The organism is Sandarakinorhabdus sp. (assembly GCF_040398665.1).
Classification (GTDB): Bacteria; Pseudomonadota; Alphaproteobacteria; order Sphingomonadales; family Sphingomonadaceae; genus Sandarakinorhabdus.
The window spans coordinates 51439-66103 of sequence record NZ_JBBATQ010000006.1; the positions used below are offsets into that span (position 1 = coordinate 51439).

The 14665-nt window shown below is 67.9% G+C and carries 13 protein-coding genes; 12 read left to right on the forward strand and 1 reads right to left on the reverse strand.

Annotated elements, in window-relative coordinates; genetic code table 11:
• Nucleotides 1-26 precede the first annotated feature (26 nt).
• Nucleotides 27-1820 carry a DNA helicase RecQ gene (recQ, locus tag ABWP22_RS09505; RefSeq protein WP_353199733.1) on the forward strand — a complete coding sequence of 598 codons (1794 nt, stop codon included), beginning with the start codon at nucleotides 27-29 and terminating at the stop codon, nucleotides 1818-1820.
• A 400-nt stretch (nucleotides 1821-2220) separates the two neighbouring features.
• The gene (locus ABWP22_RS09510; RefSeq protein ID WP_353199734.1) at nucleotides 2221-2571 is read left to right on the forward strand and encodes a hypothetical protein; all 351 of its coding nucleotides are present in this window, start codon (nucleotides 2221-2223) and stop codon (nucleotides 2569-2571) included.
• Between the two features lie 2 nt (nucleotides 2572-2573).
• Here the strand turns inward: ABWP22_RS09510 and ABWP22_RS09515 are convergent, their stop codons facing one another.
• The gene (locus tag ABWP22_RS09515) at nucleotides 2574-4004 is read right to left on the reverse strand and encodes an ABC transporter substrate-binding protein (protein ID WP_353199735.1); all 1431 of its coding nucleotides are present in this window, start codon (nucleotides 4002-4004) and stop codon (nucleotides 2574-2576) included.
• 121 nt (nucleotides 4005-4125) lie between these two features.
• Between ABWP22_RS09515 and ABWP22_RS09520 the strand changes: the two genes are divergently transcribed.
• The 10 genes from ABWP22_RS09520 (at nucleotide 4126) to murD (ending at nucleotide 14665) form a co-directional block, all read left to right on the forward strand.
• Nucleotides 4126-5112, forward strand: a complete 987-nt coding sequence (locus ABWP22_RS09520; RefSeq protein ID WP_353199736.1) for a cysteine synthase A — start codon at nucleotides 4126-4128, stop codon at nucleotides 5110-5112.
• Between the two features lie 30 nt (nucleotides 5113-5142).
• Entirely contained in the window at nucleotides 5143-5430 is a 288-nt protein-coding gene (locus tag ABWP22_RS09525; RefSeq protein WP_353199737.1) for a hypothetical protein, read from the forward strand.
• Between the two features lie 361 nt (nucleotides 5431-5791).
• The gene (locus tag ABWP22_RS09530; protein ID WP_353199738.1) at nucleotides 5792-6295 is read left to right on the forward strand and encodes a division/cell wall cluster transcriptional repressor MraZ; all 504 of its coding nucleotides are present in this window, start codon (nucleotides 5792-5794) and stop codon (nucleotides 6293-6295) included.
• A complete protein-coding gene (gene rsmH / locus ABWP22_RS09535) occupies nucleotides 6292-7251 on the forward strand; it encodes a 16S rRNA (cytosine(1402)-N(4))-methyltransferase RsmH (protein WP_353199739.1) in 960 nt (319 codons plus the stop codon). The genes ABWP22_RS09530 and rsmH overlap by 4 nt, the downstream gene beginning before the upstream one ends.
• A complete protein-coding gene (locus tag ABWP22_RS09540) occupies nucleotides 7248-7754 on the forward strand; it encodes a hypothetical protein (RefSeq protein ID WP_353199740.1) in 507 nt (168 codons plus the stop codon). Before rsmH ends, ABWP22_RS09540 begins: the two co-directional genes overlap by 4 nt.
• On the forward strand, nucleotides 7754-9499 hold the full coding sequence (locus ABWP22_RS09545) for a peptidoglycan D,D-transpeptidase FtsI family protein (RefSeq protein WP_353199741.1): 1746 nt from the start codon (nucleotides 7754-7756) through the stop codon (nucleotides 9497-9499). Before ABWP22_RS09540 ends, ABWP22_RS09545 begins: the two co-directional genes overlap by 1 nt.
• 12 nt (nucleotides 9500-9511) lie before the next feature.
• Nucleotides 9512-10945: a UDP-N-acetylmuramoyl-L-alanyl-D-glutamate--2,6-diaminopimelate ligase gene (locus ABWP22_RS09550; protein ID WP_502951111.1), complete on the forward strand. Its 1434-nt coding sequence runs from the start codon at nucleotides 9512-9514 to the stop codon at nucleotides 10943-10945.
• The gene (locus ABWP22_RS09555) at nucleotides 10942-12324 is read left to right on the forward strand and encodes a UDP-N-acetylmuramoyl-tripeptide--D-alanyl-D-alanine ligase (RefSeq protein ID WP_353199743.1); all 1383 of its coding nucleotides are present in this window, start codon (nucleotides 10942-10944) and stop codon (nucleotides 12322-12324) included. Before ABWP22_RS09550 ends, ABWP22_RS09555 begins: the two co-directional genes overlap by 4 nt.
• Nucleotides 12321-13394: a phospho-N-acetylmuramoyl-pentapeptide-transferase gene (gene mraY / locus ABWP22_RS09560; RefSeq protein WP_353199744.1), complete on the forward strand. Its 1074-nt coding sequence runs from the start codon at nucleotides 12321-12323 to the stop codon at nucleotides 13392-13394. Before ABWP22_RS09555 ends, mraY begins: the two co-directional genes overlap by 4 nt.
• Nucleotides 13391-14665, forward strand: a complete 1275-nt coding sequence (gene murD, locus ABWP22_RS09565) for a UDP-N-acetylmuramoyl-L-alanine--D-glutamate ligase (RefSeq protein WP_353199745.1) — start codon at nucleotides 13391-13393, stop codon at nucleotides 14663-14665. Before mraY ends, murD begins: the two co-directional genes overlap by 4 nt.

The following is a 14665-nucleotide window of genomic DNA, read 5'->3' on the forward strand; positions in this document are numbered from 1 at the left end:
AGCAACGCCCCGGCTATCGACACGCCATGACCCCACATGACGTGCTTACCCGCGTGTTCGGCCACGCCGAATTTCGCGGGCCGCAGTTGGCCATCATCGCCGACATAATGGCCGGGCGCGACGTGGTGGCGATCATGCCCACCGGCGCCGGCAAATCCTTGTGCTATCAGATTCCGGCGCTGATCCGGCCAGGCACCGCGCTGGTGATCTCGCCGCTGATCGCCTTGATGGAAGATCAGGTGCGCGCGCTGAAAGCGGTTGGCGTGCGCGCCGCCACGCTGAACAGCCAGGCCAGCGACGGCGAAGAAGTGTGGCGGGCGATGCACGACGGCGAACTCGATCTTCTCTATGTCTCCCCGGAACGGGCCTTGAGTGAAGGCTTTGGCCTGCTGGCGCAACGTGTCGAAATCGCGCTGATCGCCATCGATGAAGCGCATTGCGTGTCGCAATGGGGACATGATTTCCGCCCCGAATATCGCCGGCTGCGCCCGTTCTGCGATGCGCTGCCCGGTGTGCCGCGCATCGCGCTGACCGCCACCGCCGATCGCGAGACGCGCGTCGATATCGCGCGGCAACTGGGCATCGGCGATGATCGGGTGGTCTTGTCGGGTTTTGATCGGCCGAACATCCGTTACGATGTGGCCGGGCGCGACAATCTCAAGCAGCAGATATTGGAATTCCTCGCCCGGCACCGCGACCAGGCCGGCATCATCTATGCCCCCACCCGCGCCGCCACCGAGAAAATCTGCGAATGGCTGACGGACGCCGGCATCAACGCCCGGCCCTATCACGCCGGGCTGGAGCCGGGCACGCGCAGCCGCCATCAGGCCGATTTCGTCAAATCCGAATCGATGGTGATGGTGGCAACCATCGCGTTCGGCATGGGCATCGACAAACCCGATGTGCGATTCGTGCTGCATGCCGGCATGCCCAAATCGATCGAGGCCTATTATCAGGAAACCGGCCGCGCCGGGCGCGATGGCGATCCGGCGGTGGCGCAACTGATCTGGGGCGGGGAGGATGTGGCGCGGCTGCGCGGCTTCATCGCGGCCGGCGATGGCGACGAAGCGCGCAAGGCCGACGAAACGCGACGGATGAACGCGCTGATCGCGTTCCTCGAAACCAGCGGCTGCCGGCGGCGCGAATTGCTGCGCTATTTCGGCGATGTGCCGCCGGATGCCTGCGGGAACTGCGACAACTGCCTGAATCCGCCGCAATTGCTGGATGCCACAGAGGCGGCGCGCAAGCTGCTGTCGGCCGTGTATCGCACCGGGCAGCGGTTCGGCATCGGCCACCTGACCGAGGTGCTGATGGGCAAGACATCGGAAAAAGTGCTGAAATTCCGGCACGAGCAGGCCAGCGTGTTCGGCATCGGCAAGGATGTGTCTGTCGATCAGTGGCGCAGCCTGACGCGCCAGCTGGAGGCGACCGGCGCCCTGATGCGCGACCCCGAACATGGCGGCCTGGCGCTGGGGCCGGCATCACGGCCGATCCTGAAGGGCGAGGTGGCGGTGCAGTTGAAACAGGTGCCGCCACCGCAACGCCGGGAGGGCCGTTCAGGCGGTGCTCGCCGCGACGCTGGTTCGGCCGACGTCGCCCCCGGTGATCAGGCGCTGTTCGATGCGCTGCGCCAGCGCCGGCGCGAACTGGCGGCGGCCGCCGAAGTGCCGCCCTATGTGGTGTTCCACGATGCGACGCTGCGCGAAATGGCGCGCCTGCGCCCGCGCACGTCCGTTGATCTGGCGCGGGTACCCGGCGTGGGGGCGAGCAAGCTGGAGCGCTGGGGCGCGGATTTTCTGGCCGTGATTGCGCGCGGCTGAACGATCAGCCGTTGCATCGGCGAACCCCGCCGGGGAATAGGCCTCTTCGGGGTTGGCCCGCCGCTGATTTGCGCGACAGGTCTCCACCGGCAAACAGGCTGGGAGCGCATGGTTCGGCGAATGGCCGGGCGCCAGCGGCGCTGATGGCGGGACCTGCACCTGGGTTGGCGCGGCGAACGGGCTGGCCGGCACATCGTGCGCGCGCAGCAGAACCGGCGCGCCATTTCGGATAACCGGCACAAAATCGGGGGCGGAGACCAGCAGCGCTGGCAAGAGCATCCGCTTCATCATGCGTACAGGAAGCGGATGCCAGATTGACCGCCGGCTTAACCCTGCCGACATGCGCGTGTTGCCGATGGGCAAACCGCGCTTGGTGCGGCGAGCAGCCAAGGAGACCAGGATGCCAGCTTCTCGCATTTCCCTTCGCAACCCGATGTTGATCATGGCCGTCATCGGCCTGTCTGGCCCGGCGATGAGCCCCGCGCTGGCCCAGCAGAACGGCAGTCAGGCGCAAAGCCAGCCGCAGAGCCTGCCGACCCTGTATGAATATGATGGCAAATCCTACCAGACGCTGGAGCAATGCCTGCGCGCCAAGAAACGGGCCAAGGCGCGCGGCGCCATCGCCGGTGCGGTGATTGCCGGCGCCGGCGCGGCCCTGCTTGGCGGCAATGTCGGCGAAAGCGCCCTGGTGGCCGGTGCCGGTGCACTGGCCGGCCGCGAGATCGGCCGCGCGACCGCGAAGCGCTGCTGAGTTCAGTCCGAAGCCGCCGCGCGCGCACCGGGCGGCAGCATCCGCCCCAGCGGGTGGCGACCGAACGGGTTGGCGCGAAACCCGCTGACGCCGTTTGCCACCAGCGCCCAGCGCACCGGGCGCAGCAGCGGGATGAAGGCCGGATCGGCCATCAGCGCGGCCTCGGCCGCCGCAATTGCGGCAGCGCGGGTGGCCAGATCATTGCCGGCGTCGCGCGCATCACGCAGCAGCCTATCGGCCGCGGGGTTGCACGGGACAGCGCGGCCGCAGCGCCAGCGGGCGAGGTGCGCCGCCGCATCGGGCACCAGCGCGACAATTTCCTGCAGCGCCAGATCGTGGCGTGGCGCCGGGCTGCCGGCGCGGCGCTGTCTGACCATTTCAAGCGAGATGCCGAGCGGGACCCAACTGGCGGCCAATTCGCGGGCGATCAGCGCGGCTTCGGCGCCCGCTGGCACCAGCACGGTCAACGCCAGCGGCTGGGCCGGGCCATGGCCGGTGGCAGCCAGCAGCGTGCTGGCCTTGGCCAGGCGCTCGCCGGGCGGCAGGCGACGATCGTCCAGTGGGGCCGGCAGGCCATCCCACAGCCGGGCCTGCGCCTGCAACGCCGACAGCGCAAAGCGATTGGCCAGCAATTCGCCATCAGCGGCGAGCAGCAGCGCGCGGCGCAGACGCGGATCGGCCAGCCGGCCGCCGCTGACCGCCGCCGATGGCGCGATGGCCAGGCCGATGACCCCGTGCACCGGTTCGACAATCAGCGCCCGGCCCGTCGCGCCGGCACGCACCGTGCCCAGCCCGGCCAGGCCTTCGCCAAGCACGACATGCACATCGCGCGCCACAAACTGGCGCACGGCCGCGGCAACATCGGGGGTATCGATGATGATGCTGGCGGCCTGCGCATCGGCCGTCGCGGCATTGCTGCGCCGGCTGAGCCGGATCGATGTGCCGTCGCGGCGCTGCGTATAGGCACCGGGATACGCCACACCACGTCGATTGCGCAGTGCCAGCGCCGGTTCGGCCAGAAATTCGAGCAGAAATGGTGTGGGCGGTCGCGGCAACAACTCGACCACGCGGTTGATCGGTGCGCGCACATTGCCCTTCGCCGTCAGCCCGGCATCGGCCAGCATGGCGCGCGCCGCCGCGCCGCGCGGCCGCCGCAGGCTGGCGACGACATCGCCAGCGACCAGTTCGGCCCCCGGCCTGCCATCGCGGCCCGGCCAGCGCAGTGGCGCCAGGCGCAGGATCAGCGCATCGCCTTCATCCAGAAATCGCCAGCTTGTCGCCAGGCCGGTGGCCAGCTCGCCATTGGCACCGCGTTTGACCAGGGTGGCGCTGGTGGCTTCGGCGGCGAGCGCTTCGGCCATCGGGCCATCGCCGATCACCGCCACGTTCAGTTCACCGCCGGACTGGTCGCCGCACGCCGCCAGCAGCAGCATGTTTGCAAGAAGCGGGGGCACAAGAAAAGCGAGGTTTCGCATGGCATCAGTGTAGCCATGCTTGCCCGCACCGCAACACAGCTTCCTTGCTGCCAGCCGGAGCGGCAGGTAGAAGTTGGGCATGACCCCTACCCCTGACATCGCTGCGGATATCACCCGCCTGATCGGCAACACGCCGCTGATCGCGCTGGCCGGCCCCAGCCGCGACACCGGCTGCACGATCCTGGGCAAGGCTGAATTCCTGAACCCCGGTGGCAGCGTGAAGGATCGCGCGGCGCTGGGCATCATCGATGATGCCGAAGCGCGCGGGGGCTTGCGCCCGGGCGGCATCATCGTTGAAGGCACCGCCGGCAATACCGGTATCGGCCTGACGCTGGTCGGCCGGGCGCGCGGCTATCGCACCATCATCGTGATGCCCGAAACCCAGAGCCGGGAGAAGATGGACACGCTGCGCGCGCTGGGCGCCGAACTGGTGCTGGTGCCGGCCGCGCCCTATGCCAATCCCGGCCATTATGTGCACAGCTCGCGCCGCATCGCCGAGGAAACGCCGGGCGCGATCTGGGCCAACCAGTTCGACAATGTCGCCAATCGCCTGGCGCATATCCGCACCACTGCCGCCGAGCTGTGGCAACAGACGGGTGGCCGGATCGATGGCTTCACCTGCGCAGTGGGCACCGGCGGCACGCTGGCCGGCGTCGCGCTGGGCCTGCGGGCCGAAAAGCCGGAGATCGTCATCGCCCTGACCGATCCCGAAGGCGCCGCGCTGTACAACTGGTTTGCCCACGGCGAACTGAAGGCCGAAGGATCGAGCGTGTCGGAAGGCATCGGCCAATCGCGCATCACCGGCAATCTGGATGGCCTGCATGTCGATGCGCAATTCCGCATACCCGATGCCGAAGGGTTGCACTGGGTGCGCCGGTTGAACGACGAGGAAGGCATTTGCCTGGGCCTGTCTTCGGGCATCAATGTGGCAGGCGCCGTGCGGCTGGCGCGGCACATGGGGCCGGGACATATCATCGCGACCATCCTTTGCGACAGTGGATTGCGTTATTTGTCAACGATTTACAATGATGAATGGCTTGCTGCCAAAGGCCTTGCCGCCGGGTGAGTATTGACCGTAGACTCGGCCACAATGGACATGCAGTTTTCAGATCCCGGCGCCGGCCCGGCCAGCAATGGATCGGGCGCCGCCAAGACGAGCGGTCCCGGCCGGGCGCCTGGTGCGCTGGCCCGGCTGCGGCGGCCGGAGCGCAGCGGCGATCGGCTGCGCTGGGGCCTGACCGGGCTGGCGGCGATTTTCCTGATCGTCATGCTCGCGGCAGCGCGGTTGGGCCCGGCGCGGGTGAACGACCAGCCAGGCGCCGGTGAACCGCTGGCGGTGCTGGGCGTGGCGCCCGGCCCTGCGACACGGCCACAAGAGAAATGATCCGGCCGCCAGCCGCCGTCGTGCTGGCTGGCAGCGAATCGGCTGGCCCTGCGCTGCGGCAACCGTAGCGCCGTCACGCCATGCTGGCGCATTTGCGCAGTCAAAATACCCACAATTTTATCCACAGGCGGGCTTCGAAGTGAACGCAAATGGAACATTTTGCAAAAAAATGCAGTCTACCCATGAATATCCCCAACTGAGACCATATCAGCCCATCAGACTCCATTGAGACCCATTCAATCCCATGATAGACCGCTTATCCACAGTGGAATGGGGCGGTTTGTGGCCGATATTCGCCGGATGAACGCCACAGTGGCGGCGGCAGTGGCGGCAGGCATCCCCATCCCGACAGGGGATCTGGGTGAGCAACACGTCCTACACGGGCTATTTTGTGAATGCGGTGGACGTGAAAAGCCGCCTTTCGATCCCGGCTGTCTTTCGTGATGTCATCACCGCGCGCACGGCCACCCGTCAGGTCGTGCTGGGGCCGGGCCATGCCGGGCGCCGCTGCCTGGTGGCCTATGACGAAACCCATTCCGCCAAGCTGAAGAGCGATTTCGACGCCCGTCACGGCGCCTCGATCAGCGCAGAGGCGCATGCCGAGCGCGCATTCCTGTTCGGCTCCACCCAGACGCTGGGCATCGACGACGCCGGCCGCGTCGTGCTGCCGGCCGGGTTGAAGCGTGCCGGCGGCATCGGCAGCCACGTGTTGTTCGTTGGCGGCTACGAATATTTCGAATTGTGGGATCCGTGGACGTTCATGGCCCACCCGCTGCTGGTCGATGGCCAGCGTTTCATGGTGGAAGGTGAACTGGAGGCCCGCGGGCTGCCGCTGGAACGGCCGCCAGAACGGCAATCGCCATGAGCGCTCAGGATTCCCCGCATGTGCCGGTCCTGCTGGCCGAAGTGCTGGCCGCGCTCGATCTGCAGGCCGGCGATCTCTATGTCGATGCCACGCTGGGGGCCGGCGGCTATCTGCGTGCCGCGCGGGCCTGTGGCGTGGCCCATGCCTATGGCTTTGATCGCGATCCTGATGCCATTGCGCTGAATGCCGATCTGGCCGCGGCCAGCGATGTGACGTTGATCCAGCGGCCATTTGCCGAACTGGTGGCGGGGCTGGCCGAACTGGGTGTGACGGCGGTGGACGCCATCGCCTTCGATATCGGCGTGTCGTCGATGCAGATCGATCAAGCCGAGCGTGGCTTTTCCTTTCAATCCGATGGCCCGCTCGACATGCGGATGAGCCAGGCCGGCATCAGCGCCGCCGACGTCATCAACAGCGCCGACGAAGCCGAAATTGCCGACATCCTGTTCCATTTGGGCGATGAACGCGCCTCGCGCCGCATCGCGCGGGCGATTGTGGCCGATCGGCCGTTCACGCGCACCAGCGAGCTGGCCGGTCTGATCCGTCGGGTCATCGGGCGGGGCGAGCCGGGCAAGGACCCGGCCACCCGCAGTTTCCAGGCGCTGCGCATCCATGTGAACGACGAACTCGGCCAACTCGATGCCGGGCTGGTGGCCGCCGAGCGGCTGCTGCGGCCCGGTGGGCGGCTGGCGGTGGTCTCGTTCCACAGCGCCGAGGACCGGCGGGTCAAGAATTTCCTGCGCGATCGTTCCGGCGGTGCGCCGGCCGGTTCGCGGCACCAACCGCTGGCCCAGCCGGGTGCACCGCCCAGCTTTGCGCGGCCGGCCAAGGCCGTGCGCGCATCCGCTGCCGAAATCGCCCGCAACCCGCGCGCGCGCAGCGCCACCTTGCGCAGCGCCGTGCGCAGCGATGCCCCGGCGTGGACCACGGCGATGACGGCAGGAGCCATGGCATGAGGCAGTATCTTTCCGCCCTCGCCTGGATCGCGGCGACGACCGCGGTGGTTGCCGGTGCCCAGATCATCACCACCAAGGCCGCCGCCGAGCGCCGCGCCGTCACCCGATTGAACATCGAACTGGTCGAAAACACCGTGCGCATCCGCGAGCTGGAGGCCGAATTGCGCACCCGCACCGGCATGCCGGAATTGCAGCGCTGGAACGACACGGTGTTTCAATTGTCGGCGCCGCAAGGCGCGCAGATCCTGCGGTCACCGGTGCAGCTCGCCAGCTTTGCGGCTGGGCCCGAAGATGCGGCCCCGGCCGATGGCACAGCGCAGGGCCCGTCGCTGCAATATGCCATCACCCCGCCAACCGGCCTGCCCGGCGCTGCACCGCAGCCGCAGCCGCCGGCGGGCGCCCGCGTGATCAAAGCCGGCTTCCCGGCGGTCGCGCCTTCGCAACCTGCCGCCGAAGCGGCGCGGGTCACCACAGCGCCAACACCGCAAGGCGGCAGGCGCTGATGGCCAGCATCCCCGGCCTCGATCCGAATCTGGCCGCCACTGCCCCCGCGGCCGTGGCGGGCGAGCGCGTGACGGCGCGGGCGCAGGCGCGGCAGCGGCTGGCGTTCCTGATCATGTTGTTCCCGGTGCTGGCGCTGTTCGTGCTGGGCCGGCTGATCGATCTGGCGGTGCTGCAGGGCCAGACGGCGGGCGAGATCGTGGCAGTGACGGCCGCGCCGCCGCGCGGCGATATCGTCGATCGCAACGGCATCGAACTGGCGCGCACCTTCGAAGCCTATGCCATCACCGTGATGCCGGCGCGACTGACCTCCGATCCGGAATTGCTGGCCAGCAAACTGGCGGAGATCCTGCCCGAACAGAGCCGTGACGAGATTCTCGAGGTGCTGACCAGCCGGCAGAAGCTGCGCTATCTGGCGCACCGCGTGCTGCCCAGCCAGGCGCAGCGCATCAACAATCTGGGCGATCCCGCCATCGAAGTGGCGCGCGAGGCGCAGCGCCTCTATCCCAATTACAATCTGGCCGCGCAGATGCTGGGCTATACCAACGAGCAGGGCCATGGCCTGATCGGCGTGGAGCGCGCCTTCGATGCGCGGCTCGCCGATCCGGTGGCGCGCGCCGCGCCGCTGGCGCTGTCGCTGGATGTGCGCGTGCAGCAGGCGATGCAGAATGAACTGGCCGCGCTGGTCACCGATCAGAATGCCAAGGGCGCCGCCGGTGTGGTGCTGGATGTGACGACCGGCGAAGTGCTGGCGATGGTGTCGCTCCCCGATTTCAATCCGAATGTGCCGGGCCAGCGCGCTGACGGCACCGCCTATTCCAAGGAGAATGACGACGGCTCGCGCTTCAACCGGGTGACGCTGGGCGGCTATGAACTGGGATCGACGTTCAAGGCCTTCACCATTGCCTCGGCGCTGGAGAGCGGCAGCCTGACCAACTTGCAGAAACGCTATGACGCCACCCAGCCGCTGCATGTGGCGGGGTTTCGCATCAAGGATGATCACCCCAAGAATCGTTGGCTGACCGTGCCGGAAATCTTCATCCACAGCAGCAATATCGGCACGGCGCGCATCGCCATCGAAATGGGCCGCACCCGCCAGCGCGAATTCCTCGACAAATTGGGGTTCCTGAAACCCGTCGAGATCGAAGTGAAGGAAAAGGCCCGCCCGCAGTTTCCGCCACTGTCCAATTGGGGGCAGAGCGCCACCATGACGATCAGCTATGGCCATGGCCTGTCCGTGACGCCGCTGCACCTCGCCGCCGGCTATGCCACGCTGGTCAACGGCGGCATCTATCGCCCGCCCACCTTGCTGCGCCGCGATGCCGTCACGGCCGCCCCTGGCCGCAGGGTGTTTTCGGAAAAGACCAGCGCCGACATCCGCCGGCTGCTGCGGCTGGTGGTGACCAGCGGCACCGGCCGCCAGGCCGACGCGCCCGGCTATCGCGTCGGCGGGAAAACCGGCACTGCCGAGAAGATCGAGCATGGCCGTTACGTGCACGGCCAGAATGTGGTGAACTTTGCCGCCGCCTTCCCGATGGATGCGCCGCGTTACGTGTTGGTGGCGATGATCGATGATCCGCGTGGCAGCAAGGCCAGCGCCGGCTTCCGCACCGCCGGCATGGTGGTGGCGCCCGCCGTGCGCCGCATCATCGAGCGCATTGCCCCGGCGCTGAATGTGGTGCCCGATGGCAGCCGCGATCTCGATCTGACCGGGCTGTTGCCGGCCAAGGACGAGGTGAAGGAATAGATGGCGCACCCCATCCGCCTTGGCGATCTGGTGCCCGGTGGCGGCGATGCGCCCGTCACCGGCTTTGCGCTGGATCATCGCAAGGTGGCGCCGGGGACGATCTTCGGCGCCTTTGCCGGCGCGCGGGTGAATGGCGAGGATTATGTGGCCGCTGCCATCGCAGCCGGGGCGATAGCCGTCGTGGCCCGGCCGCAAGCAGCCGTCGCGGGCGCGCTGCACATTGCCGACACCAATCCGCGCGCGGCCTTTGCCCGGCTGGCGGCAAGATTCTTCGCGCCGTTTCCGGCGACGACGGTGGCGATCACCGGCACCAACGGCAAGACCAGCACGGCGGAATTGACCCGGCAATTGTGGCATGTCGCCGGCCAGCGCGCCGCCAGCATCGGCACCTTGGGCGTCACCACCGGCCAGGATCATGTCGCCCCGCGCGACAGCACCGGCGGGCTGACGACGCCGGATGTGGTGACGTTCCTGGCCACCATGGCGGGCCTGGCGCGCGAAGGCATCGGCCACGCCGCCTTCGAAGCATCCAGCCACGGCCTTGACCAGCATCGCATCGAAGGGCTGCCGGTGGCGGCCGCCGCCTTCACCAATCTGAGCCGCGATCATCTGGATTATCACGGCACGATGGACGCCTATTTCGCAGCCAAGGCGCGGCTGTTCAGCGATGTGGTCGATGCCGGCGGCAGCGCGGTGATCTGGGCCGATGATGGTGACTGGTCGGCGCAGATGATCGCCGTGGCCCGCGCGCGCGGCCTGCGGCTGTTCACGGTGGGGGCGGCGGGCACCGATCTGACGCTGGTGCAGCGCACGCCGACCAGCCTGGGCCAGGATCTGGTGGTGAAGGGCGCGGCTGGCACCCACCGCATCGCGCTGCCGTTGATCGGCGCCTATCAGGCGGCCAATGCGCTGGTCGCCGCCGGGCTGGTGATCGCGTGCGGCGGCGACGAACGCAGCACCCTGGGCAATCTGGCGCGGCTGAGCGGCGTGCGCGGCCGGCTGGAGCGGGCAGTGATCACGCGCAGCGGGGCGGCGGTCTATGTCGATTATGCCCACACGCCCGATGCCATTATCGCCGCGTGCGCGGCGCTGCGGCCGCATGTGGCGGGACGATTGATCATCGTCGTCGGCGCCGGCGGCGATCGCGATGCCGGCAAACGGCCCTTGATGGGCGCAGCGGCCGCCGCGCACGCCGATATGGTCATCATCACCGACGACAATCCGCGCAGCGAAGACCCTGCGGCAATCCGTGCGGCGGTGCTGGCCGGTGCGCCGGCTGCACGCGAAGTGCCGGGTCGGCGCGAAGCAATTGCCGCGGCCATGGCCGAAGCGGCAGTCGGCGATGTCGTGCTGATCGCCGGCAAGGGCCATGAACAGGGCCAGATCGTGGGCAGCCAGGTGCTGCCGTTCGACGATGTGGCCGTGGCGCGGGAGTGTGCGGCATGAGCCTGTGGACGGCCCATGCGATCGCCGCCGCGGTCGGCGGCGCGGCGCATGGCGAATTTGCCGTGGACGGCGTCACGTTCGACAGCCGGGAGGTGACGGCCGGCGACCTGTTCATCGCCTTGCAGGGCGAGGCCACCGATGGCCATCGCTTCATCGACGGCGCCTTGGCGCGCGGCGCGGCAGGCTTGCTGGTGAGCGAGCCGGCAAGCGCCCCGCATGTGCTGGTGGCGGACACGATGGCCGCCCTGAATGCGCTGGGCGGCGCGGCGCGGGACCGCAGCGGCGCGGTGCGCATCGGCGTGACCGGCAGTGTCGGCAAGACCGGCGTGAAGGAGGCCCTGAAGGCCGCGCTCGGCCGCTTTGCGCCGGGTGCCGTGCATGCCAGCGTCAAAAGCTACAACAACCACACCGGCGTGCCGCTCAGCCTGGCGCGGATGCCGGCCGCCAGCCGCTTTGGCGTGTTCGAAATGGGCATGAACCACGCTGGCGAACTGACGGCGCTTACGGCCCTAGTGCAGCCGCATATCGCGGTCGTCACCTGGGTGGCCAGCGCCCACCGCGAATTTTTTGCGACTGAAGCCGATATCGCGCGGGCCAAGGCGGAGATTTTCAGCGGCTTGCCGGCCGGCGGCACCGCCATCATCCCGCACGACAATATCCACGCCGACGTGCTTGCGGCCGGCGCGCGCGCTGCGGGCGCCAACATCGTCCGCTTTGGCCAGAACGACGGCGCCGACGTGTGGGCGGAGCAGGTGAAGCTGCACCCCGATTGCAGCTGCGTGACGGCGCGGATCGGCAAGGATCGGCTGACCTTCCGCATCGGCATGGCCGGCAAGCATTGGGTGAACAATGCGCTTGCCGTGCTGGCCGCGGTGCAGGCGGCCGGCGGCGATCTGGCGCTGGCCGGGCTGGCGCTGGCCGAATTCAATGATCTGGCCGGGCGCGGCCGGCGGCTGCGCGTGCCCGCGGGTGGCGGCCAGGCGGTGGTGATCGATGAAGCCTATAACGCCAATCCCGCCAGCATGGCCGCCAGCCTGGCGGTGCTCGGCGCCATCGTGCCGGCACGGCACGGCCGGCGGCTGGCCTTGCTGGGCGCGATGAAGGAACTGGGTGAATTGTCGGCGGAGTTCCACGCCGGCATCGCCCCGCACCTGATCGAGGCCGGCGTGGCGATTGCCGTGCTGGTCGGCCCCGAAATGCAGCCGCTGGCCAAGGCGCTTGGCCGGCAGCTCGATGTGCGCCATGTCAGCTCGGCCGAGGCCGCACAGGCGGAGTTGCAAGGCGTATTGGCCGCAGACGATGTGCTGCTGGTCAAGGGATCGAACAGTGTCGGGCTGGGCCGGATCGTTACCGCGCTGGCCGAGGAGAGCCCCGCATGATCAAGCTGATCGCCGATCTCGCCGGTTATGACGGCATCTTCAACCTGTTCCGTTACATCACCTTCCGCACGATCGCGGCGCTGGTGACCGCGCTGGCGATTGCCCTGGTTCTGGGCCCGCGCTTCATCGACATGCTCCGCGCCCGGCAGGGCAAGGGCCAGCCGATTCGCGAGGACGGGCCGGAATGGCATCTGCTCACCAAGCGCGGCACCCCGACCATGGGCGGCCTGCTCATCCTGATCGCGCTGAGCATTTCGTCGCTGCTGTGGATGGACATGCGCAATGGCTTTGTGTGGACGGCACTGCTGGTCACGCTGGGCTTTGGCGCGATCGGTTTCATGGACGATTATGACAAGGTGACCAAGCAGAGCCACAAGGGCGTATCGGGCAAGGTGCGGCTGGGGCTCGAATTCCTGATTGCCGGGCTTGCGGTGTCCTACATCGCCAGCCGCACCGGCTTCACCCTCTATCTGCCGTTTTTCAAGGACTTCGGCCTCTATCTCGGGCTGTTCTACATCGCCTTTGCCGCCTTCATCATCACCGGTTTCGGCAATGCGGTGAACCTCACCGACGGGCTGGATGGGCTGGCGACGATGCCGGTGGTGATCGCGGCGGCGGCCTTTGCCATCATTGCCTATCTGGTCGGCAATATCCGCTTTTCCGATTATCTCGGTATCCATCATGTGCCGGGTTCGGGCGAGCTTGCGGTGTTCTGTGCGGCGTTGATCGGCGCCTGCCTGGGGTTCCTGTGGTTCAACGCGCCGCCGGCCATGGTGTTCATGGGCGACACCGGCAGCCTGGCGCTGGGCGGCGCGCTCGGCACCATCGCAGTGGTGACCAATCATGAACTGGTGCTGCTGGTGATCGGCGGGCTGTTCGTGCTGGAAACCTTGTCGGTGATCATCCAGGTCGTCAGCTTCAAGACCACCGGCAAGCGCGTGTTCCGCATGGCGCCGCTGCATCACCATTATGAGAAAAAGGGCTGGAAAGAAGCCACGGTGGTCATCCGCTTCTGGATCGTTGCCATTCTGCTGGCGCTGATCGGCCTTGCCACGTTGAAGCTGCGGTGATCACCTCGCCTGCCTTTGCCGATAAACGCTGGGGCGTGCTGGGATTGGCGCGTTCCGGCCGCGCGACCGTGGCGGCGCTGGCGGCATCGGGTGGGCAGGTGACGGCCTGGGATGACAATGCGGCGGCGCGGCAGGATGTGGCGGCCGAAATCGCCGATCTGAACCACATCGACCTGACGGGCTTTGCCGGGATCGTCGTGTCGCCGGGCGTGCCGCACAGCGCGCCGATCTTTGCCGCCGCTGCGCGCCACGGCGTGCCGGTGCTGGGCGATATCGAACTGTTCGCACGCGCGCTGCCAAGCCTGCCGCCCACAAGGATCGTCGGCATCACCGGCACCAACGGCAAATCGACGACGACCGCCCTGCTCCACCATCTGTGCACCACCGCTGGCCTGCCCGCAGCGATGGGCGGCAACATCGGGTTGCCGATTCTGGCGCAGGAACCGCTGCCAGCCGGCGGCGTGTGGGTGCTGGAACTATCCTCTTACCAACTGGACATCACCCACAGCCTGGCCTGCGATGTGGCGATCTGCACCAATCTGACGCCCGACCATCTCGAACGCCATGGCAGCATGGCCGTCTATGCCGCGGCCAAGGCCCGACTGTTCGGCATGCAGGCCCAGCATGCCACCGCAATCGTCGGCCGCGACGCGCAGACACAGTGGCAGATGAGCGCCGCTGCGCCGATCCTGATCGAGGATGTCCCCCTGCCCGGCGACACCGCCCGTTGGCCCGGCCTGCAAGGCCCGCACAACCGGTTGAATGCACAGGCGGCCGTGGCGGCGGCACGCGCGCTGGGCATCGCCGATCCGGTCATCGCCGCCGGCCTGGCCAGCTATGCCGCGCTTGCCCACCGCATGGAGCCGGTTGGCGAAAAGCGCGGCCTGCTGTGGGTGAACGACAGCAAGGCGACCAATCCGGACAGCACCGCGCCGGCGCTGACCGCATATCCCCGCATCCACTGGATCGCTGGCGGCCGGCCCAAGCTCGATGCCGGCGGCCATGCCGATCTGTCGGCCATCCTGCCCCATCTGCACAATGTCGCCCACGCCTGGTTGATCGGGGAAGCCGCGCCGCTGTTTGCGCCGCAGATCGGCGCAAAAGTGCCCACCACGATTGCCGGCACGCTGGCGGCCGCCGTTGCCGCCGTGCTGGAAACCGCCCGGCCCGGCGATGTCGTGCTGTTCAGCCCGGCCGCTGCCAGTTTCGATCAGTATCGCGATTTCGAACAGCGGGGCGATGCGTTCCGGGCATTGGTCAGCCGGCTGTGA